24 protein-coding genes and 3 pseudogenes are annotated in these 25,979 nt (G+C 73.2%); 14 read left to right on the forward strand and 13 right to left on the reverse strand.

Annotation, left to right across the window (positions count from 1 at the left end; genetic code table 11):
• Window positions 1–10 precede the first annotated feature (10 nt).
• From ABZX40_RS29320 to ABZX40_RS29335, 4 genes and pseudogenes are all read left to right on the forward strand, one after another.
• On the forward strand, window positions 11–634 hold the full coding sequence (locus tag ABZX40_RS29320; protein ID WP_355747534.1) for a hypothetical protein: 624 nt from the start codon (window positions 11–13) through the stop codon (window positions 632–634).
• Window positions 635–759: 125 nt separating this feature from the next.
• The gene (locus tag ABZX40_RS29325; protein ID WP_355747531.1) at window positions 760–1,728 is read left to right on the forward strand and encodes an acetylxylan esterase; all 969 of its coding nucleotides are present in this window, start codon (window positions 760–762) and stop codon (window positions 1,726–1,728) included.
• Window positions 1,729–1,820: 92 nt separating this feature from the next.
• A pseudogene (locus ABZX40_RS29330) lies at window positions 1,821–2,851 on the forward strand (serine hydrolase domain-containing protein).
• Window positions 2,852–2,989: 138 nt separating this feature from the next.
• Window positions 2,990–3,727: a GntR family transcriptional regulator gene (locus tag ABZX40_RS29335; protein ID WP_355747528.1), complete on the forward strand. Its 738-nt coding sequence runs from the start codon at window positions 2,990–2,992 to the stop codon at window positions 3,725–3,727.
• Between the two features lie 651 nt (window positions 3,728–4,378).
• Here the strand turns inward: ABZX40_RS29335 and ABZX40_RS29340 are convergent.
• Both ABZX40_RS29340 and ABZX40_RS29345 read right to left on the reverse strand, forming a co-directional pair.
• Window positions 4,379–5,113 carry a class I SAM-dependent methyltransferase gene (locus ABZX40_RS29340; RefSeq protein WP_355747525.1) on the reverse strand — a complete coding sequence of 245 codons (735 nt, stop codon included), beginning with the start codon at window positions 5,111–5,113 and terminating at the stop codon, window positions 4,379–4,381.
• 5 nt (window positions 5,114–5,118) lie between these two features.
• On the reverse strand, window positions 5,119–5,691 hold the full coding sequence (locus tag ABZX40_RS29345) for a PadR family transcriptional regulator (RefSeq protein ID WP_355747523.1): 573 nt from the start codon (window positions 5,689–5,691) through the stop codon (window positions 5,119–5,121).
• Window positions 5,692–5,761: 70 nt separating this feature from the next.
• Between ABZX40_RS29345 and ABZX40_RS29350 the strand changes: the two genes are divergently transcribed.
• The 4 genes and pseudogenes from ABZX40_RS29350 to ABZX40_RS29365 all read left to right on the forward strand — a co-directional run.
• Window positions 5,762–6,160, forward strand: coding sequence for a nuclear transport factor 2 family protein (locus tag ABZX40_RS29350; RefSeq protein ID WP_355747521.1), 399 nt, complete (start codon window positions 5,762–5,764; stop codon window positions 6,158–6,160).
• 61 nt (window positions 6,161–6,221) lie between these two features.
• Complete coding sequence (locus ABZX40_RS29355; protein ID WP_355747518.1) at window positions 6,222–7,052, forward strand: class I SAM-dependent methyltransferase; 831 nt, start codon at window positions 6,222–6,224, stop codon at window positions 7,050–7,052.
• 327 nt (window positions 7,053–7,379) lie between these two features.
• Window positions 7,380–8,546, forward strand: a complete 1,167-nt coding sequence (rho, locus tag ABZX40_RS29360; RefSeq protein WP_355747516.1) for a transcription termination factor Rho — start codon at window positions 7,380–7,382, stop codon at window positions 8,544–8,546.
• A gap of 498 nt (window positions 8,547–9,044) precedes the next feature.
• Window positions 9,045–9,941: pseudogene (locus ABZX40_RS29365) on the forward strand (serine hydrolase); the annotation flags it as partial.
• A gap of 35 nt (window positions 9,942–9,976) precedes the next feature.
• Here ABZX40_RS29365 and ABZX40_RS29370 read toward each other — a convergent pair.
• The 5 genes from ABZX40_RS29370 to ABZX40_RS29390 form a co-directional block, all read right to left on the reverse strand.
• Window positions 9,977–11,323 carry a glycosyltransferase 87 family protein gene (locus ABZX40_RS29370; RefSeq protein ID WP_355747669.1) on the reverse strand — a complete coding sequence of 449 codons (1,347 nt, stop codon included), beginning with the start codon at window positions 11,321–11,323 and terminating at the stop codon, window positions 9,977–9,979.
• A 38-nt stretch (window positions 11,324–11,361) separates the two neighbouring features.
• Entirely contained in the window at window positions 11,362–12,789 is a 1,428-nt protein-coding gene (gene mptB, locus ABZX40_RS29375; RefSeq protein WP_355747513.1) for a polyprenol phosphomannose-dependent alpha 1,6 mannosyltransferase MptB, read from the reverse strand.
• 226 nt (window positions 12,790–13,015) lie between these two features.
• Window positions 13,016–13,957 carry a glutaminase gene (locus ABZX40_RS29380; RefSeq protein WP_355747666.1) on the reverse strand — a complete coding sequence of 314 codons (942 nt, stop codon included), beginning with the start codon at window positions 13,955–13,957 and terminating at the stop codon, window positions 13,016–13,018.
• Between the two features lie 17 nt (window positions 13,958–13,974).
• Window positions 13,975–14,997: an asparaginase gene (locus ABZX40_RS29385; RefSeq protein WP_355747511.1), complete on the reverse strand. Its 1,023-nt coding sequence runs from the start codon at window positions 14,995–14,997 to the stop codon at window positions 13,975–13,977.
• An 80-nt stretch (window positions 14,998–15,077) separates the two neighbouring features.
• Window positions 15,078–15,812, reverse strand: a complete 735-nt coding sequence (locus tag ABZX40_RS29390; protein ID WP_355747508.1) for a FadR/GntR family transcriptional regulator — start codon at window positions 15,810–15,812, stop codon at window positions 15,078–15,080.
• Between the two features lie 364 nt (window positions 15,813–16,176).
• Between ABZX40_RS29390 and ABZX40_RS29395 the strand changes: the two genes are divergently transcribed.
• The gene (locus tag ABZX40_RS29395; RefSeq protein WP_355747663.1) at window positions 16,177–17,253 is read left to right on the forward strand and encodes an acyl-CoA desaturase; all 1,077 of its coding nucleotides are present in this window, start codon (window positions 16,177–16,179) and stop codon (window positions 17,251–17,253) included.
• A 28-nt stretch (window positions 17,254–17,281) separates the two neighbouring features.
• Here the strand turns inward: ABZX40_RS29395 and ABZX40_RS29400 are convergent, their stop codons facing one another.
• The 3 genes from ABZX40_RS29400 to ABZX40_RS29410 form a co-directional block, all read right to left on the reverse strand.
• Window positions 17,282–18,118, reverse strand: coding sequence for an undecaprenyl-diphosphate phosphatase (locus ABZX40_RS29400; protein ID WP_355747505.1), 837 nt, complete (start codon window positions 18,116–18,118; stop codon window positions 17,282–17,284).
• Window positions 18,119–18,446: 328 nt separating this feature from the next.
• Window positions 18,447–18,734, reverse strand: a complete 288-nt coding sequence (locus ABZX40_RS29405) for an ArsR family transcriptional regulator (RefSeq protein ID WP_355747502.1) — start codon at window positions 18,732–18,734, stop codon at window positions 18,447–18,449.
• Window positions 18,735–18,892: 158 nt separating this feature from the next.
• Complete coding sequence (locus tag ABZX40_RS29410) at window positions 18,893–19,138, reverse strand: hypothetical protein (RefSeq protein WP_355747499.1); 246 nt, start codon at window positions 19,136–19,138, stop codon at window positions 18,893–18,895.
• Between the two features lie 104 nt (window positions 19,139–19,242).
• On the opposite strand from ABZX40_RS29410, the gene ABZX40_RS29415 reads away from it, so the two are divergent.
• From ABZX40_RS29415 to ABZX40_RS29430, 4 genes are all read left to right on the forward strand, one after another.
• Window positions 19,243–19,641: a VOC family protein gene (locus tag ABZX40_RS29415; protein WP_355747496.1), complete on the forward strand. Its 399-nt coding sequence runs from the start codon at window positions 19,243–19,245 to the stop codon at window positions 19,639–19,641.
• 84 nt (window positions 19,642–19,725) lie between these two features.
• The gene (locus ABZX40_RS29420; RefSeq protein WP_355747493.1) at window positions 19,726–20,118 is read left to right on the forward strand and encodes a MarR family transcriptional regulator; all 393 of its coding nucleotides are present in this window, start codon (window positions 19,726–19,728) and stop codon (window positions 20,116–20,118) included.
• Window positions 20,119–20,256: 138 nt separating this feature from the next.
• Entirely contained in the window at window positions 20,257–20,775 is a 519-nt protein-coding gene (locus ABZX40_RS29425; protein WP_355747491.1) for a hypothetical protein, read from the forward strand.
• 100 nt (window positions 20,776–20,875) lie between these two features.
• Window positions 20,876–21,157: a hypothetical protein gene (locus tag ABZX40_RS29430; RefSeq protein WP_355747488.1), complete on the forward strand. Its 282-nt coding sequence runs from the start codon at window positions 20,876–20,878 to the stop codon at window positions 21,155–21,157.
• Between the two features lie 11 nt (window positions 21,158–21,168).
• On the opposite strand, the gene ABZX40_RS29435 is transcribed toward ABZX40_RS29430, so the two are convergent.
• On the reverse strand, window positions 21,169–21,960 hold the full coding sequence (locus tag ABZX40_RS29435; RefSeq protein WP_355747485.1) for an MBL fold metallo-hydrolase: 792 nt from the start codon (window positions 21,958–21,960) through the stop codon (window positions 21,169–21,171).
• Window positions 21,961–22,281: 321 nt separating this feature from the next.
• Here ABZX40_RS29435 and ABZX40_RS29440 point away from each other — a divergent pair, with 321 nt between their 5' ends.
• On the forward strand, window positions 22,282–22,665 hold the full coding sequence (locus ABZX40_RS29440; RefSeq protein WP_355747482.1) for a hypothetical protein: 384 nt from the start codon (window positions 22,282–22,284) through the stop codon (window positions 22,663–22,665).
• Window positions 22,666–23,046: 381 nt separating this feature from the next.
• On the opposite strand, the gene ABZX40_RS29445 is transcribed toward ABZX40_RS29440, so the two are convergent.
• Window positions 23,047–25,116, reverse strand: coding sequence for a discoidin domain-containing protein (locus tag ABZX40_RS29445; protein WP_355747479.1), 2,070 nt, complete (start codon window positions 25,114–25,116; stop codon window positions 23,047–23,049).
• 285 nt (window positions 25,117–25,401) lie between these two features.
• Window positions 25,402–25,941 (reverse strand): annotated as a pseudogene (locus tag ABZX40_RS29450) (AAA family ATPase); the annotation flags it as partial.
• Between the last annotated feature and the right edge of the window lie 38 nt (window positions 25,942–25,979).

Consider the following 25,979-nt stretch of genomic DNA (forward strand, 5'->3'; position numbering starts at 1 on the left):
GGGGTACCTGATGCTTAGAACCACTCGCGCGCGTGAGGGCGAGGAGGTCGGCATGCGGAACCGGGTACGGGGCTGGCGCTGGCGGTCCAGTCCGCTGCGGCGCCGGTCGGATGTGATCGAGGCGTGGGCGCTGCTCGTGGTCGCCCTGCTCCTGCTGCTCGGGGCACCCCTGGCGGGGGCCGCGACGGGCTGGTGGGCGTACGGGGACGCGCGGGCGACGGTGGCGGCCCAGCGGGCGGAGCGGCACCAGGTGAGCGCGGTGGTGGCGGGCGAGCCCCGGCGGGCGCTCCCGGCGGTCGGCGGCGGCCCGTACACCTATCAGGCGGCGGTCCGCTGGACGGATCCCGGGGGGCGGCGGGAGGCCGGGGTGACCTCGGTGCCGGAGAGCGCCCGCCCGGGGGACACGGTCCGGCTGTGGCTGGACCGGCGGGACCGTGACGTGGGGCCGCCGCCGGACGCGTCGATCGTCTGGCAGCACGCGATCACCCTGGGCGTCTGCGCCTCCGGCGGTACGGCGGCGGCCGTGCTGCTGGGCTGGTCGGCGTCGCGCCGGGTCGCCCTCGGCCACCGGATGGCGGAGTGGGAGCGGGACTGGGACCGCACGGAGCCGGAGTGGACCCGCCGCTGGGCGTGACCGCGCACGGCTCGCTCCCCCGCCCCCTGCGACCGTACGGCCGCCGCACCCTGGTGCCCCGTCCCACCCCGTGCCTACGGTGTGATCATCCGCAGCCTTGCCCCTCTCCGCGAAGGTGATCCCGTATGCCCCTGTTCGATCTGCCCCTCGACGCGCTGCGGGAGTACCGCAGCGCCTCCGTCGCCCCCGAGGACTTCGACGCCTTCTGGGCCAAGACGCTCCAGGAGGCCCGCGAGCACGATCTGGACGCCCGGTTCGAGCCCGTGGACAGCGGGCTGACCACGGTGGAGGTGTACGACGTGACCTTCGCCGGGTTCGGCGGTCACCCGGTGAAGGGCTGGCTGACCCTGCCCGCGAACCCGGCCGGGCCGCTGCCGCTGGTGGTGCAGTTCCTCGGGTACGGCGGCGGGCGCGGGCTGGCGCACGAGCATCTGCTGTGGGCGTCGACCGGCCGGGCGCACTTCGTGATGGACACCCGGGGCCAGGGCAGCGCCTGGGGCGGGGGCGGCGGCACCGCGGACCCGGTGGCGGGCGGTCCGGCGTACCCCGGTTTCATGACCCGGGGCATCGACGCGCCGGAGAACTACTACTACCGGCGGGTCTACACCGACGCCGTCCGGGCGGTGGAGGCCGCCCGCTCGCATCCGCTGGCCGACGCCTCCCGGACCGTGGCGCTGGGGACCAGCCAGGGCGGCGGGATCACGGTGGCGGTGGGCGCCCTGGTCCCGGACCTGGTGGCCATCGCCCCGGATGTGCCGTTCCTGTGCGACTTCCCGCGCGCGACGACCCTGACGGAGCGGCTTCCCTACCGGGAGATCGCGCTGTGGCTGAAGACCCACCGGGGCCGCACCGAGGACGCGCTGCGCACGCTGGCCTACTTCGACGGGGTGCACTTCGCGGCCCGCGGCCGGTCCCCGGCGCTGTTCTCGGCGGCGCTGGAGGACCAGACCTGCCCGCCGTCGACGGTCTTCGCCGCGTTCAACGCCTGGGCCCACGACGACAAGGCGATCGAGGTGTACGACTTCAACGACCACGAGGGCGGCGGGCCGTACCAGGAGGCGGCCAAGATGCGCTGGCTGCGGTCGTACACCTGACCCGGCCGGTCCCGGTACGCGGTCTTCCTCGCCGTCCCGGCCGTCGCTGGCGTTCGCCGGATCCGGGCCGCGGGGTGAGGGAGGGCCGCTCGATGTCCGAGCCGGAACACCAGGTCAGGGGCGACTGCGCACCGGCGTTCGCCGGGGTGCGCGAGGCGTTCGAGGAGAACCCTCCCCCACTGCCTCAAGGGCGTGGGAGGTGCCCCCACCTGGCCGACCGGGGGCTGCTCGATCTCGACGCCCCGGTGGCGGCGTACTGGCCGGAGTTCGCGGCGGCCGGCAAGGAGGGGGTGCTGGTACGGCATCTGCTCGCGCACCGGGCGGGGCCGGCCGGGCCGCGCGAGGAGATGACGCTGGAGCAGTTCTACGCCTGGGAGCCGGCGGTCGAGCGGCTGGCGGCGACCGAGCCGTGGTGGGAGCCGGGCACCGCGTCGGGCTATCACCTGATGACGTTCGGCCATCTGGTCGGTGAGGTGGTGCGCCGGGTGTCGGGGCTGCGGCCGGGGGCGTTCCTGGCCCGCGAGATCACCGGCCCGCCGGGCATCGACTTCACCGTCGGACTGCCGGAGGCGGACGCGGGAGGGCGGCGGAACTGGTGCCTCCGGCGCCGGAGGAGTTCGCCGCGCAGGCGGAGCTGCTCGGCCAGTTGACGCCGGTCGCCCTCGCCGTGCCGACCAGTCCGGCGGTGCCCGTTCCGGTCGCGAACAGCGCGGTGTGGCGGGCGGCGGAGATCCCGGCCGCGAACGGCCACGGCACCGCGCGGGCGGTGGCGGCGCTGTACGGGATCCTCGCGGGCGGGGGCAGCCTGGCCGGGCGGCGGGTGCTGTCGCCGGAGGCGGTGGCGCGGGCCCGCCAGGGCCAGGGGGCGGGCGTGGATCTGGTGCCGGGGGCGGCGCTGGGCGGGGAGACCGAGCTGGCCCTGGGGTTCTGGCTCAGCGGACCGCGCGGCGCCTACGGACCCAACCCGGAGGCTTTCGGTCACGATGGATTCGGCGGGTCGTTCGGGCTGGCCGACCCGGAGGCCCGGCTCTCGGTGGGCTATGTCATGAACCGGATGGGCCCGCGTATCGTCGATGATCCACGAAAGTCAGCCCTGGTCAACGCCGTGTACAGCGCGCTGTAACAATGCCTGGCCGAGGCCGGACGGTCCGGTTTCGGCCGAACCTCCCAACCACTCTTCCTCGGTGATTCGCGCCGGTGCTAGATCTGGTGGCGCAATGAGCCCGCACGGCTACAGCACGTCACCACTGGAGGGCGCGGCATGGCCTGCACCACCCCGCACGACCACTCTCGGGGCGAGGCGCCGCCCCTGTATCGGCGGATAGCGACGGAACTGCTCGGTGAACTCCGCGACGGAACGATTCCTCCAGGCGAGCGGCTGCCGGGGGAACGGCAGTTGTCCGAGCACTTCGGCGTGAGCAGGGAGACGGTCCGGCAGGCACTGGAGGTGCTGCGCCGCGAGGGGCTGGTGGCCACGGACCGGCGGGGCAGTCATGCCACGCTGCCGGGGGTACCGGTCGAACATCCGACGGCGCTGAGCTTCCCGGTGGGCATCCGGGCGACCGGCGGTTCCGACCGGGCGACGGTCGCCTGGGAGCTGCCCTCGGCCGAACACGCCCGCGCGCTGGGGCTGGCCCCGAACCGGCCGACGCTGGTCCACCGCTATGAGTCGGCGGGCGCGGACGGGCTCGGCGGGTCCACCGCGATCACCACGTTCTCGGCGGTCGCGCTGTCCGAGGTGGCGGAGCTGGCCCGGTACCGGGAGCGCCCGCTGACCAGCGACTCGGCCCAGTTGCGGCGGGTCTACGACTGGATGCGGCGGGCCGGTCTGGCGCTGCACCACCGGGATGCGATCACCCCCCTCCACGACATCCCGTCGATGCGGGTGACCCGGCTGGTGCACGATCAGCACGCCCGGCCCCTGGAGATCACCGATCTCCTGGTGGAGGCCCGGCAGGACGCGCTGGTCTATGAGTTCACCGTGCCCGCGGCGGGCTGAGGAGCCCGCTCCACGCGGTCAGATGCCGTCGGCGGGCCGCGCGGCCCGGATCGGCCGGGCCCGGCGCCCGAGGGCGAGCAGCCGCGGCAGGAGGCAGCCCCGGACCGCGCTGTCGCCGGACGGCCCCGGCCCCGTCCGCGCGCTCGGCGCGGATCCGGACCGGCGCGGGGCCCTCGGGGGGCGGCGCCGGTCAGGGCGTCGGTGCCGTGGACGGTTGGTTCGGCGGTGGGCACCGGCCGGGGGTGTGCCAGCGGGCGGCAGGGCGTCGGTGAGGAGCGCGGCGGCGAGGGTGGTCCCGGCCGCCGCGTCCAACGCCCGGCCGTCCGTGCACCGGCCCCAGGCGGTGAGTTCGGCCCGCTCGCCCCCGGTCGGCGGTGGCGGGTCGGATCTCCGGCTGGCGGGGCGAACGGGACGAGGTGTCCGGGCAGTTCGAGGACCGGGCAGTCGGCGGGGCGGGGGGGCGTCGGGGGCGGGTCGTCCCTCGTAGTGGGGGCCGGAGCGGAGCGTTCTGGCGCCAGGTGAAACAGACAGGCGGCGCTCCGGGTCCGCCCGGCCTCCGGGGCGGACCCGGAGAAGTACAGCGGGCCGACGCCACGCCGACGGGCGCGAGGAAGTGCCTGGTCAGCGTCCGCGATTCCCCAGGGACATGGATCACTCCACCCGGGCCGTCACCATCCGTACCCGGGGGCTGCCGTCGTCGCGGCGGCCGAACTCGGGCAGGGTCGTCAGGCCCACCCGGAATCCGGCGGCCGTCAGCTCCCGCTCCATCGCGCCGGGGCCGAAGGCCCGGTAGTACATGACGAACGGGGGCCGCCACAGCGCGTTGCGCACCCGCATCACCGCATCGAAACCGGCCAGCATCCAGTAGGCGCGGGTGGTCGGGCGGGGCGGGGCCAGCACCGGGAAGACGAAGTCGCCGCCGGGCCGCAGCACCGCGCGGACCTGCGCGAGCAGCGCGGGCAGTTCGCGCGGCAGGAAGTGCCCGAACGCGCCAAGGCTGACGACCAGGTCGAAGGCGGGCGCGAAGGGCAGGGCACGGGCGTCGGCGCGCACCCAGGACACCCGGGGTGCGGCGGGCCAGGCACGCGCGCGGGCCACCTCCAGCATCCCGGTGCTGAAGTCCACGCCGGTCGCCGTCTCCCGGCACACCTCGGCCAGCACCTCGACCCCGGCTCCGGTGCCGCAGCACAGGTCGAGTCCGTGGGCGTAGCCGCCTGGGCGGACACCGGGGCGGGTGAGGGCGGCGGCCATGGCGCCGAGGAGGGGCTCGGGGGTGCGGAACGGGGTGCGGTCGAACTTGGGGGCGAGCAGGTCGTAGCCGTGCTCGACGGACGACAGGGCCTGGACGGTGAGTTCACGCAGGCTGGGGCCCTCGGGATGGAACATCGGCGTCATCCCCGGCCCGCGCGCGCGGCGCGCTGTCCGAGGACCGCGAGCACCCGGTCGCACCAGGCGAGGTTCTCCCGCTCGAAGGCGATCCCGCCCATCAGCGTCAGATACGGGCCGATCCGCCGCGCGTCGTCGAGGTAGGCGTCCTCGTCGCGCCCGTCCAGCAGGCGTTCGCGCATCCGTTCGTAGCGGTCGAGCCGGCCGCGCGCCCAGGTGCGGCGCTCCTCGATCAGCTCGCGGGTGACGGCGGGGTCGGTGCCGTCCATCGCCTGGATCTTGATCAGGAGTTCGTCGCGCAGGGCGGTGGGGCGCCGGACGGGCGCGGCGGCGAAGGCCCGCAGCTCCTCGCGGCCGGTCTCGGTGAGGGTGAACATCCGTTTGTCGGGCCGCCGCTCCTGGCGCACCACCCGGGCCCGGATCAGCCCGTCCCCGGCCAGCCGCTCCAGCTCCCGGTAGAGCTGCTGAGGGGTGGCGGGCCAGAAATTGGCCAGCGAGACATCGAACACCTTGGAGAGCTGATAGCCGGACGCCTCGCCCTCCAGCAGGGCCGCCAGCACGGCGTACTTCAACGACATATGGACACGCTAACAGCAGGTGACTATTGTCATCCGCACTTAATCAATAAATTGACTATGAGGTGCTCCGATGCACGCATTCCGCGCCGCGATCGAGGCGGGCGACCTGGACGCCGCCGAGGCACTGCTCGCCGAGAACGTGGTCTTCACCAGCCCGGTCGTCTTCAAGCCCTACGAGGGCAGGGCGATCACGGCGGCCGTGCTGCGCACGGTCGCCGAGGTCTTCCAGGACTTCCGCTATCAGACCGAGTACGCGGGCGAGAGCGGCGACGACCACGCCCTGGTCTTCACCGCCCGGGTCGGCGACCGCGCCCTCACCGGCTGCGACTTCCTGCACACCGACCCCGAGGGCCGCATCGACCGGTTCATGGTGATGGTCCGGCCGCTGTCGGCCGCCCGGGCGCTGGCCGAGGCCATGGGCGCCCGCTTCGAACAGATCGCCCGGGAGGCCGCGGCGCGAACGGCCTGATCCCGCCCCTGGCCTTCGACCGGGTTCGGTGCCGCCGCGCCCCGCGCGGTTGGATGACCCCATGACCAGCGACGAGGACGACCACCGGATGCGGGCCAACCGCGCCAACTGGGACGCGCGCACCCCCGTCCATCTGGCGAGCCGCTTCTACGGGGTGGACACCGGGGCCGACCCGGAACGCTGGTTCGCCCCCTTCGAGTGGACCGACCTCGGGGATCTCGCCGGGCGCGAGGTGCTGCACCTCCAGTGCCATCTGGGCACCGAGACCCTCGCCTTCGCCCGGCGCGGCGCGGCCACCGTGACCGGCCTGGACTTCTCCCCGGCGGCGGTCACCGCGGCCCGGGACCTCGCCGCCCGCGCGGCGCTGGACGTGACCTATGTGCAGGCCAATGTGTACGACGCCGAGGCGGCGCTCGGCGGGCGGCGCTTCGACGTCGTCTACACCGGCAAGGGCGCCCTGTGCTACCTGCCGGACCTCCCGCGCTGGGCCGAGGTGACCGCCCGCCTCCTGAAGCCGGGCGGGGCGCTGTACGTGGTGGAGTTCCATCCGCTGCTCAACGCGCTCGGCCCCACCCCGGGCCCCGGCGAGGGACCGGAGCTGCTGCTGCGCCACGACTGTCTTGCCGGGAGCGGGGCCGTGCGCCGGGACGCCACCTTCACCTACACCGACGGGCCCGCCGTCGAGGGCGCCACCGAGAGTTACGAGTGGATGCACGGAATAGGGGAGGTCATCACCGCGTTGACGACTGCGGGACTGAAGGTCCGGCGGCTGCGCGAGAGCGACGAGCTGCCGTGGCCGCGCTGGGACCGGATGGAGCGCACGCCCTCGGGCTGGTGGCGCCTCCCGGAACCCCGGATCCCCCTCCTGTACGGCCTCCTCGTGGAACGCTGAGCCGCAACGCCTAGCCGGAACGCTGAGCCGCAACGCCGGGCGATTTCCACCCCGTACCCGCCCCCGGGTGGTACGGTACGGGCAGCACTTGTGTTCGTCCCGTCGTGGACGCCGGTGCCGGATGGTTCTTCCTCTCCTCACTCCCGCCGCTGATCCGGCCGCCTTCCCGGTTCCGATCCCCGGCTCTCCAGCACCACCTGTTCCAGGTGAGCTGTTTCCCGCCGCACCCAGGCGTGGCGCGTGTCCGAGCGCCCGACCGCCTCTCTCTCGCGGCAACCCCTTCCTCTCGCATGTCCCATGCCCGTGTCCTCGAAAGGACCGCACTCCATGACCACCACCACACTCGAACACCCCCCGGTACGGCAGCAGACCGCTCCCCGGCTCGCCGTCGGCGTCCTCGACATCGACGGCAACGGGAAGGGGCATCTGCGGGCCGAGAGCCTGACACCCGCCTCCGCCGACCCCGTCGTCTCCCCCGCCCTGATCCGCCGTCACCAACTGCGCAAGGGCGATCTGGTGGAGGGCACCCGCGGTGAGCGCGGTGGCCTCACCGAGGTCGCGCTCATCAACGGGCGCACCCCCGACGAGCAGCGCGGACGCCGCCACTTCCACGAGCTGACCCCGCTGCACCCCCAGGAGCGGCTGCGGCTCGAACACCCGGCGGCCGGACTCACCGGCCGCGTCACCGATCTGATCTCCCCGGTCGGCAAGGGCCAGCGCGGGCTCATCGTGGCCCCGCCCAAGACCGGCAAGACCGTACTGCTCCAGCAGATCGCGGCGGCCGTCGCCGGTAATCACCCCGAGTGCCATCTGATGGTGGTACTGCTCGACGAACGCCCCGAGGAAGTCACCGACATGCGGCGCTCGGTGCGCGGCGAGGTGTACGCCTCCACCTTCGACCGGGCGCCCAAGCAGCACATCGCGCTCGCCGAACTCGTCATCGAACGCGCCAAGCGGCTGGTCGAGGCGGGCGAGGACGTGGTGATCCTGCTCGACTCGCTGACCCGGCTGTGCCGGGCCCACAACAACGCGGCGGCCTCCAGCGGGCGCACCCTGAGCGGCGGGGTCGACGCGGGCGCGCTGCACGGCCCGAAGCGGCTGTTCGGCGCCGCCCGGCTGGCCGAGGAGGGCGGTTCGCTCACCATTCTCGCCAGCGCGCTCGTCGACACCGGGTCCCGCGCGGACGACTTCTTCTTCGAGGAGCTGAAGAGCACCGGCAACATGGAGCTGCGGCTCCACCGCGAACTCGCCGCCCGCCGGGTGTACCCGGCCGTCGACATCAACCGCTCCGGCACCCGCCGCGAGGAACTCCTCCTCGCCCCGCCCGAGTTGACCACGATGCACGGACTGCGCCGGGTCCTCCAGAACCGCGACGGCGAGGCGAGCCTCGAAACCCTCCTGGACCGACTGCGCACCACCCCGGACAACGCGACGTTCCTGCGCCGCATCCAGCCGACGCTGCCGGGGACGGGGACAGGGGCGGGGGCGCAGTAGGCGGAGGCGGGCGGGGCCGTCGGCTTCCGCCGCCACCGCTGCCACCACCACTGCCACCACCGGGGCAGATGGGCCCCGACCGGCCCGGCCCCGGACTATGAACGGCCCCGATCGGCCTCGTCCGGCCTCGTCCGGCCTCGCCGGATCATGAACGGCCCCGACCCGCCTCGCCGGGCCATAGGCGGCCCCGAACCCTGCCGGGCCATGAACGGCCCTTAACCCCACCGGGGCGTGAGCCGCCCCCAACCCCGCCGATACGGGAGTGGCCCGTCCCCCAAGGCCGAAGCGGCCCCGCCCCCACCACGGTCCGTGGACCCCGACCGGCCCCGCCTCCCCGACCCGACCCGACTGGCCGAACAGAACCGGTCCCGCCGAGACGGGGACGTCACTCCCCCCGTCGCCCCGACACGCCGCAGGCGTGCGGCATACGGGTGCTCGCGTGGCCCGTTCGGACCTTGCAGCGCGGTTGCCCGGCGCCCGGCTTCCTACGTTGATCGTATGACGATCGGATTCTCCTCCCGGACGGCCTCCGTGTCCTGCGTGCTCTGTGTCGCGGGCGTCCTCGCCCTCGCCCCCGCTCCCGCCGCCGTGGGCGCGGGGGCCGCGCGGCCCGGCGCGGATCCCCTCGCCCCCGGACAGAGCGCCCTGACCCCGCATCCGTCCCTGCTGTACCGCTCCGGCACGCAGGTCCGCCCGCATGCCGGGGCGCCCCGGGTCCCGGACGTCTCCGCACTGTCATGGCTGGTCGCCGACGCCCGCACCGGCGAGGTGCTCGCCGCCCACGAGGCGCACCGCAGACTGCCGCCCGCCAGCACCCTGAAGACCCTCTTCGCGCTGACCGTGCTGCCGAAGCTGCCCGGCGGCATCGAGCACGAGGTGGCCGACGACGAACTCCTCGACGTGGGGCCCGGCAGCAGTCTGGTCGGGGTCCAGGAGGGCGTCTCCTACCGGCTGGAGGATCTGTGGCGCGGGGTGTTCCTCAGCTCCGGCAACGACGCCGTGCGGGTGCTGGCCCGGCTCAACGGCGGCTGGGGGCCGACCGCCCGCCGGATGCAGGAGAAGGCGCGCAGCCTGGGCGCCAAGGACACCCACGTGGAGTCCCCCGACGGCTACGACACGGACGGCCAGGTCTCCTCGGCGTACGACCTCGCGGTGTTCGGGCGGGAGGGGCTGCGCAACGCGGACTTCGCCGGGTACTGCCGGACGGTCGAGGCGAAGTTCCCCGGGGGCGGCGGCTGGACGTTCCCGATCCGCAACACCAACCGGCTGCTCACCGGCGACGACGGGGTGGAGCCCTACGAGGGGCTGCTCGGCATCAAGAACGGCTACACCAGCAACGCCGGGTACACCCTGGTCACCGCCGCCCACCGGGACGGCCGCACCCTGGTCGTCACGGTGATGAACCCGCAGGACGGCCGTGCCTCGGCGGTCTACGAGGAGGCCCGGTCGCTGCTCGACTGGGGCTTCGACGCGGCCGGGCGGGTGAACCCGGTCGGCTCGCTGGACGCGCTGCGGTCCCGTCCGCGGTCCGATCCCGACGCGGTGCCGGTCGCCATGGCCGCCGTACCGGAGACCGGGCCGGGGTGGCCGGAGATCGTGGCCATCGCGTTCGCGGCCTGTCTGGGCGCGGGCGCGATGTCGGTGGCGCTGCGCAGGGTGGGCGTACGGGCGGACTGACCGACCGGCAGCCACAGCAGCAGACCGAGGGTGATCCAGGTGTAGAGGTTGCTGCCGAGGAAGCCGTCGAGGCCGGAGGCGTCGTCGAACCAGAGCCAGACCACGCTGGTGCACAGCAGCGCGTAGAGGGTGCCCGCGGCTCTGCGGTGTCCGGCGCGGACGAGGACGGCGAAGGCGGGCAGCAGCCACACCAGATGGTGGACCCAGGTGATCGGGCTGATCAGACAGGCCGTCAGCCCGGTCAGCGCGAACGCGGCCCGCCAGTCGCCGCCGGCCACCGCCCGGCGGGTGCGCCAGACCCAGACGCCGAGGACCAGGGCGACCGCGAGCGCCCAGGCGGGGCGGCCGGTCTCGCCGAGCCGGGCCAGCAGGCCCTGGAGGGACTGGTTGGAGACATGGTCGAGGCGGCCGACGCGGGTGGTGTCCCACAGCGCCTCGGTCCAGTAGAAGCCGGAGGCGCCGGGCACCAGCAGGGCGGCGACGCCGGTCGCCGCGGTGGCGACGAGGGTGGCGACGGCGGCGGCCCGCCAGCGCCGGGCGACCAGCAGCAGCCCGATGAAGACGGCCGGGGTCAGCTTGATCGCGGCGGCCAGCCCGATACCGATGCCCGCCCAGCGGCCACGGGTGTGCGTGAGCAGCCACAGGTCCGTCAGGACCAGCGCCAGCAGCACCACATTGACCTGGCCGAAGCTGACGGTGTCCCGCAGCGGTTCGAACAGCGCCAGGGCGCAGACGGCGAGCGCGCAGCCGTACCAGCCGTGGCGGCGCCAGGCGCGGCCGGTCAAGATACGGAGCACGACCAGCAGGGCGGCCAGGTTGAGCAGCAGGGCCAGCGCGATGGCGAGGGACAGCGGGACCAGCGCCATCGGTGCCATCACGACCGCCGCGAACGGCGGATAGGTGAAGCCGTAGACCGTGCCGGGCACCCGGTAGTCGTAGATCGTGCCGCCGTCGTGCAACCAGCTGTGCATGGTGCCGTGGTAGACCCGCAGATCGAACCAGTCGCGCAGCAGGGGCACGGTCGCGGTGAACACGGTCACCGCGGTGACGAGGACGAGGACCAGGGCGAGCCGTCCGCGTCCGGTGCGCGGGGCCCGCAGTCGTGGTTCCCCGGGCCCGGTGGCACCGCCCCCGGCGCTCACGCGGCCCGTCCCACGACCGTCGTCCGCGCGGAAGCGGACCGGACGGACTGGACGGACCGGGCGGACTGGTGGGCCTGCCACAGCACCACCGCCGCGAGCATCCCGCCGGACACCGCGAGCACCAGTTGCCCGAGATCGGCGGGGGCCCCGCTGGGCAGCACGGACAGCGCCAGGACGGCGGTGACGGCGGCCACCCGGTGCCGTACGGAGGCGCTGGGCGCGGCGGCGGCGATCAGGAACAGGCCCCACAGGGCGTACCAGGGGCGGATCGCCGGTCCGAACGCGGCGAGCGCGGCCAGGCTCAGCCCCAGCGCGTACACCGGGCGGGGGCGCAGCCGGACCCAGATCAGCAGCAGGGCGACGGCGGTGAGGACCAGGCCGAGGGCGTGCCAGGCGGGGACGGCGAGGGGGGCCAGATCGCTGCCGATCCGCTCCAGAAAGGAGGCGCTGGCCCGGCCGAGGAGGGTGGTCAGCGCCCAGTTTCCGGCCGAGACGGGGGTGTTGAGGGCGCCGATCCAGCCATAGCCGGTACCGGCGACGGCGGTCGCGGCGACGGTGGTGGCCCCGGCGGCGGCGACGGTGGTCAGCACCGCGCGGACCGGGCCGCGTCCGGCGCGGAGCTGGAGCAGGACGATCGCGGCGAGGGCGAGCGCGGCGGGTGCCTTCACCAGGGCGGCCAGTGTCACCAGCACCGCCCCGAGGACGGGCCAACGCCCCAGCGCGGCGACCAGGCCGACGCCCATCAGGCCCAGCATCAGGGCGTCGTTGTGCGCCCCGGCCACCAGGTGCAGCAGGACCAGCGGGTTCAGGGCGCCGAGCCAGAGCGCGGCGGACGGGTCGGCGCCGCTGTGCCGGGCGAGCCGGGGCAGGGCGGCGGCCATCAGGGCGACCCCGAGCAGCGCGATCAGCCGCATCCCCATGAGCCCGGCGGGCAGTTCACCCCGGGTGAGCCCGGACAGTCCCGAGGCGACGGCGAGGAACACCGGGCCGTACGGGGCGCCGGTGTGCTGCCACACCGGCGCCACCTCGTCGGCGAGCGGCCCCCCGAGCATGCTCGGGCCGTACGCGTACACATCCATCCGGGCGTCGACCATGGCGCCCTGGGCCAGATAGCTGTAGACGTCCCGGCTGAACAGCGGGGGCGCGAGCAGCAGCGGCGCCGCCCAGACGGCGAGCACCAGCAGCAGCGCGCGGGGCGCGGGCGGGCGAGGACCGCGCACCAGACGGCCGAGCAGCACCCAGGCCGCGATCAGCAGGACGACACCGAAGTAGACCCCGACGAGGCCGAGCGCGGCGTTCGCCGAGGACGGCGCGAGCAGCTCGCGCACGGGCAGGGCTCCGGCCGTCTCACCGCCCGCCGCGAGAAAGGCGGTACCGGCCAGACCGAGCGCCTGGCACCGGCGGAGATCGACGGGGAAAGCCATGGCCAACACTCGGGCAGCATGTCAACGGTACGTTTCCAGGGGGCGACCAGGGTGCTGCGGGGTGGGGGGTGGGGGGTGACGGGTTTGTGATCGCGGGGGCGGTGGGGGGTGGTGAGGTTGTGTGCCGGGTGCGGGTGGCGTGTGGCTGGTCGCGCAGTTCCTCCCCCAAAGGGGGTACCCCCAGCGCCCCTGAGGGGGGTTGCGGGGAAGTCTGTTTACGAGTCCCCTAGAAGATCGACAAGCCCGTCAAGGTGGTGAAGCGGTCCAGGGCTGTTGCTCCGGCTACCGAGTTGCCTCGTTCGTCCAGGCCGGGGCTCCAGACGCAGAGGGAGCAGCGGCCGGGGACGACCGCGATGATGCCGCCGCCGACCCCGCTCTTGGCGGGGAGGCCCACGCGGTAGGCGAAGTCCCCGGCCGCGTCGTAGGTGCCGCAGGTGAGCATGACCGCGTTGACCTGTTTGGCCTGGCTGCGGGTGAGCAGCCGGGAGCCGTCGGCGCGGATGCCGTGCCGGGCGAGGAAGGCGGTGGCGGCGGCCAGATCGGCGCAGGACGCCCGCACCGAGCACTGCCGGAAGTACTGCTCCAGCAGCAGCGGTACGGGGTTGTCGATGTTGCCGTAGGACTTCATGAAGTGGGCGAGGGCGGCGTTGCGGTCCCCGTGGTCCGCCTCGGACGCGGCGACCTCCGGATCGAAGTCCAGCCCGGTGTTGCCGCTCTCGGCGCGCAGGAATTCCCGCAGCGCCCCGGAGGCGTCCCCGGTACGGGTCTGGAGGCGGTCGGTGACGACCAGCGCGCCCGCGTTGATGAACGGGTTGCGCGGGATGCCGTCCTCGTACTCCAGCTGGACCAGGGAGTTGAAGGGGTTGCCGGACGGCTCGCGGCCGACGTGCTCCCAGAGTTCGTCGCCCTCCCGGGCCAGGTCGAGGGCCAGGGTGAACACCTTGGTGACGGACTGGGTGGAGAACGGCTGGCGCCAGTCCCCCACCCCGTAGACCGTGCCGTCGAGTTCGGCGACCGCCATCCCGAAGCGGCGCGGGTCGCAGGCGGCGAGTGCCGGGATGTAGTCGGCGGGGCGGCCCCGGCCGGGGGTGTGGGCGATCTCCTCGGCGATGCGTTCCAGGACCGGCTGGTAGGTGAGCGAGGACGGGGCTGGCTGCATGATCACCAGTGTGCCCCGGGTGGGGGCTAGGCGGGGGTCGGGCCGGTCAGGGGGTCCAGGGCCCGGACCGGGCGGATGTGTCCCACCGGGTGTCCGCCGCCCAGCAGGGGGGCTTCCGCGAACGCGGTGAGGAGGGACGGGTCGACGCCCGCGCGGATCAGCGCGGCTGCGGTGACCGGGCCCCGGGCGCGGCCGGCGCCGTCGGAGATCTTCACGGCGACGGTCCGGCCGTCGGGCAGGGCGGCGACCTGGACGCCCTCGTAGCCGTCCTTGGCGAGCAGTCCGGGTACGGCCGTCATCAGCGCGGCCGGTTCGCGGCCGGAGCCGGAGGCCATCTCGGGGTGGGTGCGCAGGGCGTCGGCCAGCCGTGCCTCGGGGGTGCCGGGTGCCGCCGTGGCGATCCGGGCGGTGGCGCGGGCCAGTCCGTGCAGGGAGATCGCGAAGAGCGGGGCGCCGCAGCCGTCCACGCTGACCCGGGCGACGCGCTGGCCGGTGAGGTCCTCGACGGTGGCGGCGATGGCCCGCTGGAGGGGGTGGGCGGGGTCGAGGTAGTCGTCCAGGGTCCAGCCGTTGAGGTGGGTGGTGTGCAGCATGGCGGCGTGCTTGCCGGAGCAGTTCTGGGCGAGTCGGGAGGGCGGGCGGCCCTCGCGTATCCAGGTGTCCCGGACGGCCGGGTCGAGCGGCAGGTCGGGGACGTTGCGCAGGGCGTCCTCGGTGAGTCCGGCCAGCTCCAGGATGCGGCGGCTGCCGGTGAGATGGCGTTCCTCGCCGGAGTGGCTGGCGGCGGCCAGTGAGAGCAGCGGGCCCTGGAGCGGCAGTCCGGCCCGGATCATGGCGACGGCCTGGACAGGCTTCACCGCCGAGCGCGGGTAGAAGGCGGCCTCGATGTCACCGAGCTGGAAGTCGACCCGGCCGTCCGGACCGAGCACGACGACCGAGCCGTAGTGGATGCCCTCCACGACCCCGCCGCGCACGAGCTGGGCGACGGGGGCGTGCAGGGGCTCGCGGATCGCGGGGGCGGGGGTGGGGACGATGGGGGTGGGATGCATGCCTGCCTGGGTTTCGTGGGGCGGGGGTGGTGGTGTTGCCGGGGGAAAGGTTTCTGCACACGGGCCCTGGGAGCGGGGGCTCATCGGAGCGTGCTTGGGGGGTCGGGGGCGGCGGGCGCCCTCGCCACGATCGCGCTCAGGCTGCTGCTCACCCGGTCCAGATGATGCGCCATCGCCTCGCTCGCGTCCGGCGCGGACCCTCTGATCAGGGCTTCGACGATCGTACGGTGCTCGCGGTCGGACTGCTCGCGGCGTCCGCCCAACTCGTTGAGGAACGCCGACTGGCGGGCCAGGGCGTCGCGGATCTCCTCGATGACCCGGCGGAAGACCGGGTTCTGGGCGGACTCGGCGACGGCGAGATGGAACAGGGTGTCCATGGCGACCCAGGCGAGGGTGTCGGTCTCCCGCTCCATCCGGTCCAGGAGGCGGGCCAGCTGGTCCAGGTTCTCGGGGGTGCGGCGGACCGCCGCGTATCCGGCGACCGGGATCTCTATGTGCCGCCGTACCTCCAGCAGATCGCCGGCCGCGTAGTCCCCGAAGGTGGGGTCCTCCACGCGGTGGGCGACCACGAAGGTGCCACTACCGGTCCTGGCCACGGTCAGCCCGAGGGTCTGGAGGGCGCGCAGTGCCTCGCGGAGCACCGGCCGGGAGACCTCCAGGGTGCGGCACAGCTCCGCCTCGGAGGGGAGCTTGTCCCCGATGGCGTACTCGCCGCGCTCGATGGCGGCGCGGAGGTGGCCGAGCACGGCCTCCATCGCGCTGACGCGCCGGGGGGCTCCGCCCGGTCCACCTGTCTGGCTGTCTGACAGGTTCACGCTTGGCATCGTGCGGTTTGGGGGGTGCGTGTGTCAAGGCGGGGGGTGGTTGGGGCGTCGGGGGGGGCGTCGCCGCTGGGCGGGCGGGGCGTCGCGTGGTGGGCGGGCCGGGCGGAGCGGCGGGGGGCGTCAAGGGGCCCCGGGGGCGGTGGCGAGATGGGCGGGCCGTTGCGAGGCGAGCGGGGCGTCGGGGGGGCGCCGGGCGGTGGCGAGGTGGGCGGGGCATGGCAGGGCAGGCGGGGCGTCACCAGGCGGGCGGGGCATCCTCCCGCCGGACAGGGGGGTTACCACCACCCCCCTTCGGGGGCAAGCGCCATTCCGCCGGGTGAACGGCGTTCGGATACTGGAGCACATGGCCAATCCCATGGTGCTCACGGGGATTCCGTCCGCGCGCGAACGACAGAATGCGGACGCCCCCCAGCCGACCGAAACAGAATCCCGGCAGACCGGCAGCGATTTCGCCGAGCTGTCCCGCCGCATAAACGAGGCGGGTCTGCTGCGCCGCCGTCCGCTGTATTACACGGTCCGTTTCGGACTGGTCGGGCTGGCCCTCACGGGAGGAGTGGCCGCGTTCGTCGCACTTGGGACGAGCTGGGCGCAGCTGATCGTGGCCGTCGCGCTGGCCGGGGTCTTCGGCCAGCTAGGGCTGGCCGCGCACGACCTGGCCCACCGGCAGGTGTTCAGCCGCCGCCGGTCCAGTGAGATCGGTGGGCTGCTGGTGGCGAATCTGCTGCTGGGCATGAGCTACGGGTGGTGGATGAACAAGCACACCCGGCATCACGCCCACCCCAACCATGAGGGCAAGGATCCGGATGTCTCCCCCGACATTCTGGTCTGGTCGCAGCGGCAGGCACGCAAGGCACGCGGAATTCCGGCGTTCGTCGGAAAGCATCAGGCGGTTCTTTTCTTTCCGCTGCTGACGCTCGAAGGGCTCAATCTCAGTTTCAGCAGTTTCAAGGCGCTGCGCAGTCCCGTGCTGAAACGGCCGGTGCTGGAGGGAACCCTCCTCGTCCTGCATTTCGTCCTGTATTTCGGCGGTCTCTTCCTGGTCCTCTCGCCGCTCCAGGCGCTCGCCTTCATCGCGGTGCACCAGGGGCTGTTCGGGCTCTACCTCGGGTCGGTCTTCGCGCCCAACCACAAGGGCATGCCGATGATCGAGGAGGGCACCCGGCTGGACTTCCTGCGCCGCCAGGTGCTGACCTCGCGCAATGTCCGGGGCGGTGCGGTGATCGACGCGTACATGGGCGGGCTCAACTACCAGATCGAGCACCATCTCTTCCCCAGCATGCCGACCCCGGCGCTCGGCCGGGCCCAGCTCATCACCGAGCGGTACTGCGCCGAGCTGGGCATCCCGTACCACCAGACCGGGCTGCTCGCCTCGCACCGGGCCGCGCTGCGGCACCTCAGGAGCGTCGGGGAGCCGCTGCGCGACGCGGACTGAGCCCGCCGCCCCCGTCTCGTACGGGCCGTCATCCCTCAAGTACACCGGCCCCGAGCAGGCCGAACAGCAGCACCCCCACCGCGACCCGGTAGATCACGAAGGCGTTGAAGGAGTGCCCGGACACGAACTTCAGCAGCCAGGCGATGGACGCGTACGCCACCACGAAGGACACCGCCGTCCCCGCGACCAGCGGGGCGGCGCCCGCACCGGTGCCGAGCGCGTCCTTCAGCTCGTAGATCCCGGCGCCGGTCAGGGCGGGGATGCCGAGGAAGAAGGAGAGCCGGGTGGCCGCCACCCGGTCCAGGTCGAGCAGCAGGGCGGTGGACATGGTGGCACCGGAGCGGGAGAAGCCGGGGAAGAGCAGGGCGAGGATCTGGGAGCCGCCGACCAGCATCGCGTCCGAGAGCGAGGTGTCGTCCTCCCCGCGCTTGTGCCGGCCCAGCCGGTCGGCCGCGAACATCACCCCACTGCCCGCGATCAGCGACCCGGCGACCACCCACAGGGAGGCCAGCGGCCCCTGGATCAGCGGCTTCGCCGCCAGCCCCACCACGACGACCGGGACCGTCGCGAAGATCACCCACCAGGCGAACTTGTAGTCGTGCCGGTAGCGCTGCTCGGGGTCGGCGATCCCGCGCACCCAGGCCCTGAGGATCCGGGCGATGTCCTTGGCGAAGTAGACGAGAACGGCCGCGATGGCGCCGACCTGGATGACGGCGGAGAAGCCCACCACCGCGTGATCGTCCACGGGGATGCCCATCAGCCCCTCCACGATCTTCAGATGGCCGGTGGAGGAGACGGGCAGGAACTCGGTCACCCCCTCGACGGCTCCGAGAATGACGGCCTGACCGATGCTGATGGCGCTCATGTGATCCAGTTCTGGTGCGTGCGGTACGGCTTCACGGGCGCGGGGCCCCTCCGGCGCGGCGCACGGCTGCTGCTGCTTGCTGCTTGCTGCTTGCTGCTGCTATTGCGGCGGCCGGTGCCTCGCCGTGAGCGGGGCGCGTGTGCGGTGGATCACTCCTACTACACGCGGGCGTGAATCCCCGCTTACCCGCCTCCCGGCGTGTACGCCCCGGCGGGAGGGTTCCACGCCCGTGCCGAGGGCATCCCCCCTGGCCCCGGCACCGGCCGACGGCCTGTTCCGTTCACAACGACCTCTTACCGATGACCAGGGGCGAGCGGGGAGCGCCCGGCTACCACCCCTTCTCGAAGAACCTCGCCACCTCGGCGATCCGGAACTCGTCCCGCCGGTAACAGGTGCGCCGACGCACCCGCTTGACGCGCAGCATGCCGAGGTCGGCGAGCAGCTTGAGATGGGTGTCGGCGACCGCGCGGCGTACCCCGAGCTTGGCGGCGACGGCCTCCGCCGGGACTCCGTCCTCGAACAGATCGATGCGGCGCTGCGGCGGGAAGTGGGTCTGCGGGTCCTTGAGCCACTCCAGAATGACCAGGCGCAGATCGCCGCCAGGAGTCCTGAGCATCACGTCCTCCAGGGTCCGGGCCGTTCATACGGCGTTTTTCCACTGTGGCGGGCGGCGGACCGCCGCGTCCGGTACTCGGCGACGCTTGACCGGTACGGATCGGCACGATGGCTCAGGTGAGCGGCACGGCCCCCTCCGGGCGGGCCGGCGGCCCCGGGTCAAGGCGCGGTCGTCCGAGTCAGGGCGTGGTCGCCGTCGCAGTCGCAGTCGCCGTCGCCGTCGCCGTCGCCGGGAACATCGGTACGGCTCTGAGTCAGGGCGTGGGTGAGGTCCGGCGTGTCCGAGTCGATGACGACGGTGTCCCAGTCCTGGCCGACGAGCACGATCCGTCCGCCGGGCGCCCGCACCCGGCGGACGGTGGCGGAGGGGGACGGGGACGGGGCGAGAGTCCGGGCGGAGCCCATCCGGTCAGGATTCGAGAAGCCGTGGCCCCGGCCCGCGTCCTAGCGTGGAACCACCGGCGCACGGACCACGGCGCCGGTGAACCACCAGCCCGAAGGAGCCCTCCATGACCAGCGGCAACGACAACCCGACCAGCCCGACCAGCCCGGCCACCCCGACCAGCGGGCCGGAGACGATCATCTACCCCGTCAAGGACCTGGACCGGGCCAAGGCGCTGTTCCGCACCGCGCTCGGTACCGAGCCGTACATCGACGAGCCGTACTACGTGGCCTTCAAGGGCGGTGCGCAGGACGTGGGGCTGGACCCCAACGGGCATGCGCAGGGCCTGACCGGGCCCGCCCCTTACTGGAAGGTCACCGACATCGAGGAGCGGTTCGCGGCGCTGCTCGCAGCCGGGGCCGAGGAGGTGCAGGGCGTCCGGGACGTGGGCAACGGGCGGCTGATCGCGGCGGCGCGGGACGCCGACGGGAACGTCCTCGGACTGCTCCAGGACCCGGCCGGGTGACCGGCGGAACCACCGCCACCGCACCTGACGAACAGTGCTAGTTGCACACTCAACGATCGACCGTTTCGGTGTTACCGTGCCCTTATGGGAACGCACACGATCGAGGCGGGGTTGGAAGCGCGCTGGCGGGACATCCTGGCGGTGCACGCGCGCACGATGTGTGAGATCGACCGGGTGCTGCACCCCCATGGGCTCGGGGCGAGCGACTTCGAGGTGCTGGACATTCTCGTCGCCGAGGCTCCCGAGACCGGTGCCCAGTGCCGGGTGCAGAACCTCGCGGGGCGGGTCCATCTGAGCCAGAGCGCGCTGTCCCGGCTGATCGGCCGACTGGAGAAGGACGGTCTGCTGACCCGCTCGATGTGCACCGAGGACCGGCGCGGTGTCTGGGTCGCCCTGACCGACAAGGGCCGCGCCCTGCACACGGAGGTACGGCCCCTGCAACGGGCCGCGCTGGGACGGATGCTGGGCGGCGGCTGAGACTCCGTCATCCCCGTCATCTCTGCCACCGACCGACGCAGACCGACACCGGGCGACGCCGACCAACACCGGGCGTTCATTGATGACTGAGATGACACTTATAAGTGTCATCTCAGATAAGAGCGCTACGCTGAGCGCGTGCCTCAGGACTCGCATGTGCTCTTCGCCGACCACGTCGGCCGCTTCTACGCCCGCCGGTACGGGTTTCCGCCGATGGCCGGGCGGCTGCTGGGCTATCTCTTCGTCTGCGATCCACCGCAGCAGACCATCGACGAGCTGAGCGAGGCCCTGCTCGCCAGCCGCAGCGCGGTCACGGGCGCGGTGAAACTGCTGGAGAGCCAGGGGACGGCGCGGCGGACCCGGGCCGCCGGGGAGCGGGTGGACCGGGTGGATCTGGACCCGGGGAGCCGGCAGCCGCAGAACTTCGACTCCGGGCTCCACGCGGAGCACGCGGCGCTGTTCCGGGAGGGTCTGGCGCTGCTCGCCGACGCGTCGCCGGAGCGCCGGGCGCCGCTGGAGGAGATGATCGCGCTGGCCGATTTCCTCGCCGAGCGGCTGCCGCGGCTGATGGACGAATGGCACGCCCACCGGGACGGACTCCGGGCGACGGGCCGCCTTCCGGCACCACCGGGCCCGTCCCCGTCCCCCTCCACCTGACACCTGACCACCGGCTCACCCCTGATCAACTGACCACCGGCTCACCCCTGACCGTTGGCCGCGTCACCCCACCCCCCTCGGCACCGAAAGGCAGACCCCCATGACCGATCACCACCACCCCCCGCTCCCCGAACCGACCGACCTCCCGCCCACCAGCGCCGAATCGTCCGACGAGATGGACGAGTTGATCGAGCGTGCCGCCGAGAACGCGGATCTGCCCGCGCTGCGCCGCCTGGCCGCCACGGGCAACCCCACCGCGATCGACCAGCTCGTGGAGACCGCGACCGAGCTGGACGACCGGGACGAGTTGCGCCGCCTCGCCGACCGGGGCAACACCGACGCCGCCGAGATCCTCGCGGAGCTGTCCGGGAACCAGGCATAGGCGAGCGGGCCTCAGAGGACGAACTCGGTGCCGTCCGGGACGACTTCTATGCCCGACTCGGCCAGCCGTGCCCGTGCCGCCGAGGCGGGGTCGAGGAGCGGGTCGGGGTCCTCCAGCCGGGTGAGGATGCGCCGGGGTTCGCGCCAGGCCGAGGACTCCAGGGGCTCGTTGGGGCAGTGCGCCGCGTCCAGTACCGCGCCGTCGGCATCCGCCACCAGTTCCTCCAGCTCCTCGTTCCAGGAGTGCAGCCGGGGAGCGTAGAACAGCACGCCCCCGGTGGAGAGGTCCTCGATCCGGTACGCGGTGGCCCAGTGGTCGCCGCCGGAGCGGGCCGGGAGATAGCCGGGCGGCCCCGCGGCGACCGGATGGGCGGTGACCACCAGTCCCCCGGAGAGCACGAACCCCTCCTGCGGCGTGCTGTCCCGCCACTCCCAGGCCGCGTACCGGGCGAGGGCGGCGCGGGCCGGGGTGAGGGCGGTGAGGATGGACGGGGCGGCGTACACCTTCAGTCCCGGGGCCGTGCGCAGGACGCCGAGACCGGCGAGATGGTCGGGTTCGGCGTCGGTGAGCAGCACGCCCCGCAGCGGGCTCGGCCGGGGGCCGGGCCACAGCGCGCCGGCACCGGCGAGCTGGGCGCGCAGATCGGGCGAGGTGTTCAGGAGCCACCAGTCGCGGGAATTGCCGGTGACGGCCGCGCACTCCACGGTGCGGGCCGGGAGTTTCCCGTCACGGGCGGCGGCGCACAGCGCGCAGGCGCAGTTCCAGCGTGGAAAGCCACCGGTGGCGGCGGTGCCCAGCAGCACGACCCTCAAGACAACCCCCGACCCTCTTCGCTCTGTTCTCTTGTCGCCTCGCGGCGCCCGCTGAAGTCTGTCGGCATCCGTCGCATCCGTCACATCCGTCGGTGCCTGAGGCATCTCCGGGCGCCCTGTGCCGGTACTCCCCCGCGCGGCCGGTGAGGCCCTCCGGTGGGGTCTTCCCACGGGGGGCCGTCCGGCCACCCGGCAGGGGGGCAGATTTCCGGCCGACCTCGCTCCGCCCCCGGCATATCGCCCGACGCACAGGATGGACGCGTGAAACCATCCGCCCGGCATGCGCGGGAACGAGCGGAGCGGAGGGTGACCGTGACGCGTTCTGGTCATCGGCGGTGGCATCGCGGGGTCCGCGTCGGCACTCGCGCTGCGGACGGCGGGTTCGAGGCCGAGGTGTACGAGGCTCACCCGGACACCGCCGAGGGCATGGGCGCCGCCCTTCTGCCCCTGGCCAGCAACGGGATGCGGGCGTCGGCCGGGTTCGACGCGACGGCCGCCGTCACCACGCTCGGCTCTGCGCCGGCCTCGATCCGGCCGCTGGACGCGTCGGGCGCCGAGGCGGCGCACGCCCCGATGGACGAGGCAGCCGTACCGGAGCCGAACCTCCGCCGTCTGCGGCGCGGTGACCTGAACGCGGCGGTCCGGGGAGAGGCGGTCCGGCGGGGCGTCCCCGTGACTCGACCGTGTGGCCGCTGATCGCGCCCGAGGTCCGGCCGCGGTACACGGGCCGGCGGGTGTTCCTCCGCGGGCCGATGACGAGCCCGGGACGGACATCGTCGCGGCGCCCGGGACGCGGCTCATGGTCACCCGCGCCAGGGAACTGCCGCGCGGCGCGGCTCACCCGTGCCAGAGAACTGCCACCCGGCACGGCTCACCCTTGCCGCGCCCGGGACGCGGCTCATGGTCACCCGCGCCAGGGGACTGCCGCGCGGCGCGGCTCACCCATGCCAGGAAACTGCCGCCCGGCACGGCTCACCCCTGCCAGGGAACTCCCGCCCGGCGCGGCCCGGCGAGGACGGGCCGTGCCGAGCTGCCGCCGCCGGGAGTCCGACCTCACGGCGTAGCCCCGCGGGCGCCTCAGTCGCTGTGGACCGTCACCTCGTGCAGGGAGTACCCCCATTCGGTGGCGCGGTCCTGGAACTGGAGGCGGACGTACCGGGCGGGCTGGGCGTCGAAGCGGGCGGTGTCGAGGCCGCCGTTCCCGGCGGTGGTGGACCAGGCCGTGGTCCACCGCTGTCCGTCGGTGGAGAGTTCGACGCGGTACGCGCTCCCGTAGGCCCGCTCCCAGTCGAGGGTGATCCGGCCGACGCGGTGGGTGGCGCCGAGGTCGAGGCGCAGCCACTGGTCGTCGCTCCAGTCGCTGGCCCAGCGGGTGTTCGGGTTGCCGTCGACGGCCCGGCCGGGGGCGTAACTGGTGAACGGGTTCCACTCGGCGGAGCTGGCGGTCGCCGCCGCGCCCCGGGCGAGATCGGCGCCGGACTCATGGGACTCGGTGCCGCCCCAGGTGTCGAGATAGCTCTCGGCGCCGCGGAAGAGGTCGTCCACCACGTCCTGGCCGCCGGTGAGCCGGATGTCCTCGATCCAGTCGGGGACGAGCCCGTAGTGGGCGGCGCCGTCGGTGTTGAGGTCCCAGGTGCGCTGCCCGGTGGTCTGCCGGTCGATGACCGAGCCGCCGTCGACACTGGTGAAGGGGTACCGGACGGGGTTGGGGGTGTCGGCGCCGCGCGGGGCGGGCCAGCCGCCGACGCCGTTCATGTCGGTGCCGTAGCCATAGCCGACGCCGTACTGCTCGCGCAGGGCGTCGGTGCGTTCGGCCTCGGCGCTGAACGCCTGTGAGCCGTGCATGTACTGGGCGATGAACCCGCCGAGGCCGTAGACCCGTTCGGTCCAGTTCAGGTCCATCCAGCTGTGCGAGGAGAGGACGCCCGGGTAGGACTCGGCCTCGAAGAGGTCGAGGACCCGGCCGGTGGCCTTGACGCTCATATGGTCGACTTCGAGCATCATCTTGCGGTCCATCATCCCGCGTACGGCGTATTCGCCCAGGTCGGTGAGGCCGCGGACGTTGCACTGGGCGTTCTGGTCGTAGGCCGGGACCTCGACGCCCGCCGGGAGTTCGTCCTCGGCGCCGGGGGCGGCGGTCAGGCCGATGGGGTTGTCGTGCTGGGCGCCCGCGCACTTCTCGGTGCGCCAGAAGGTGCCGGTGGACAGGAACTGGCCGACGTTGATGGCGGTGCCGAGAGCGCCCTCGTCGAAGCGGACACCGCACAGCGCGTTGTCGAACTTGTGGCACAGGAACATGCTGCGCACCCCGAGCCCGTACAGCTCGTCCAGCCCCTTGTCGATGTCCTCCTTGCTGCACTGCGGTACGTCGAGGATCATCTTGCAGCCGAACGGCTCGGAGGTCTCCACCCCGAGGATGACGGCGAGTCTGCCCTGCGCGATCACCTGGCGGGCCTGGGCGCTGTCGGTGACGATCCGGAACCAGCCCTTGCCGGGGCCGCCGTACATCTCGTCCACGTAGTCCTGGAGGTCGTAGGTCAGCTTGGCCTGGAGGCGGATGGAGGTCATCTCGTCGCAGGAGCGGTCCTTGAAGAAGTAGACCGAGCAGATCACCCCGTTGGTGACCAGGTCGTTGACCATGACCCGCTGGCCGCCGCGCCAGGCGCGTTCGACCCAGGCGTAGTAGTTCTGCTGGTGGGTGAGGGAGTCGTACGCGGGCCAGTCCGCGAAGGTGGGCCAGCCGTCCGGGTCGTGCTTGCCGTCGCCGCCCTTGGTGATGAAGTCGAAGAGGGCGAGGGAGCCGTCGGGGTAGTGCTCGGGGCAGTCCTTGAGGGCATCGTCGATCCCGGCCTCGGAGAAGGGCTTGCCGCAGATCAGCCGGCCGCCGAACGCCTCGTTGGACATCAGGTGGTTGTGCGCGTCCACGAAGCCGCGGACCTCGCCGTCGGCGGTGGTGCCGGTGAAGGGCGCCCCGGTGACATTGATCGCGGAGTCGGGGGCGGGGCGGTTGGCGGGGTTCCACCAGTCGTCTCCGGCCGCGGAACTGGGCGTGGGGCCCAGCGCGAAGGCCAGCACGAAGAGGAGCAGCGGGACAAGCGTCAGCTTGGTGCGGCGCCGGTCGGGGTGGGGGCGGCGGGCCACGGGCACGGGTCACATCCCTCGGTCAGCGGGACGGCACGGTCGACGCGCCCGGCGGCGCGGGCGCGTTGCCCTCCCCCGAAGCGGGGTTGTCATGACCGGCGCAAGGTGTGGCACGAGGATCGCTACTGGCGGGTCACGAGTCAAGAGGCGGTACGGAGGAACCTACTCGGCGGTACGGAGGGGTGGGTCCAGGGGTGGGTGCGGGGACTGGTCCAGGGGTGAGTTCGGGGGTGGGTTCGGGGGTGTGTCCGTCTCCGGGTCCGCGTCCACCCGTGCCGACGCCAGGTCCGCGAGGAGGGCGGTCACCGTCTCCTCTGGGGTCAGCTTCGTTGTGTCCAGCCAGCGGCCCAGTCTCGGGGTCCGGGCGCGCAGGACGTCGTCCAGGGCATCGACGGTCCAGGGACCGTAGCCCGTCTTGGCTCGGGCGGACTCCCTGGCCCGGACGGTCCCGATGTCGGGCGCCAGGACGACGACGTACAGCGGGCGGGTCCCCACCAGGGTGATGAAGTGGGCGAGGTCGTCGCCCAGGACGATGTCCTGCACCACCGCCGTCCATCCGGCCCGCGCGTACTCGTCGGCCACCAGCGCGGAGATCCGGTGGCGCAGCCGCAACTGGGCGCGGGCCTCCGCGGTTTCCTCGGGGAGCAGTTCCTCCCGGCCGGAGACGATCATCCGGCGGAACACATCACCGCGCACATGGGCGGCCCGGGGCAACCGGCGGGCGAGGAGTTCGGCGACGGTGGACTTGCCCGAGGCCATGACGCCGGTGATCAGGATGACGGCGGGGGTGGGGGTGGAGGTGGGGGTGGTGGGGTCCGGGGTGGTGGTCATGGGGGCGATTGTCTTGTGCTCCGGGGGCATGGGGAAAC

It is taken from the genome of Streptomyces sp. NPDC004610 (assembly GCF_040609715.1).
Lineage (GTDB): Bacteria > Actinomycetota > Actinomycetes > Streptomycetales > Streptomycetaceae > Streptomyces.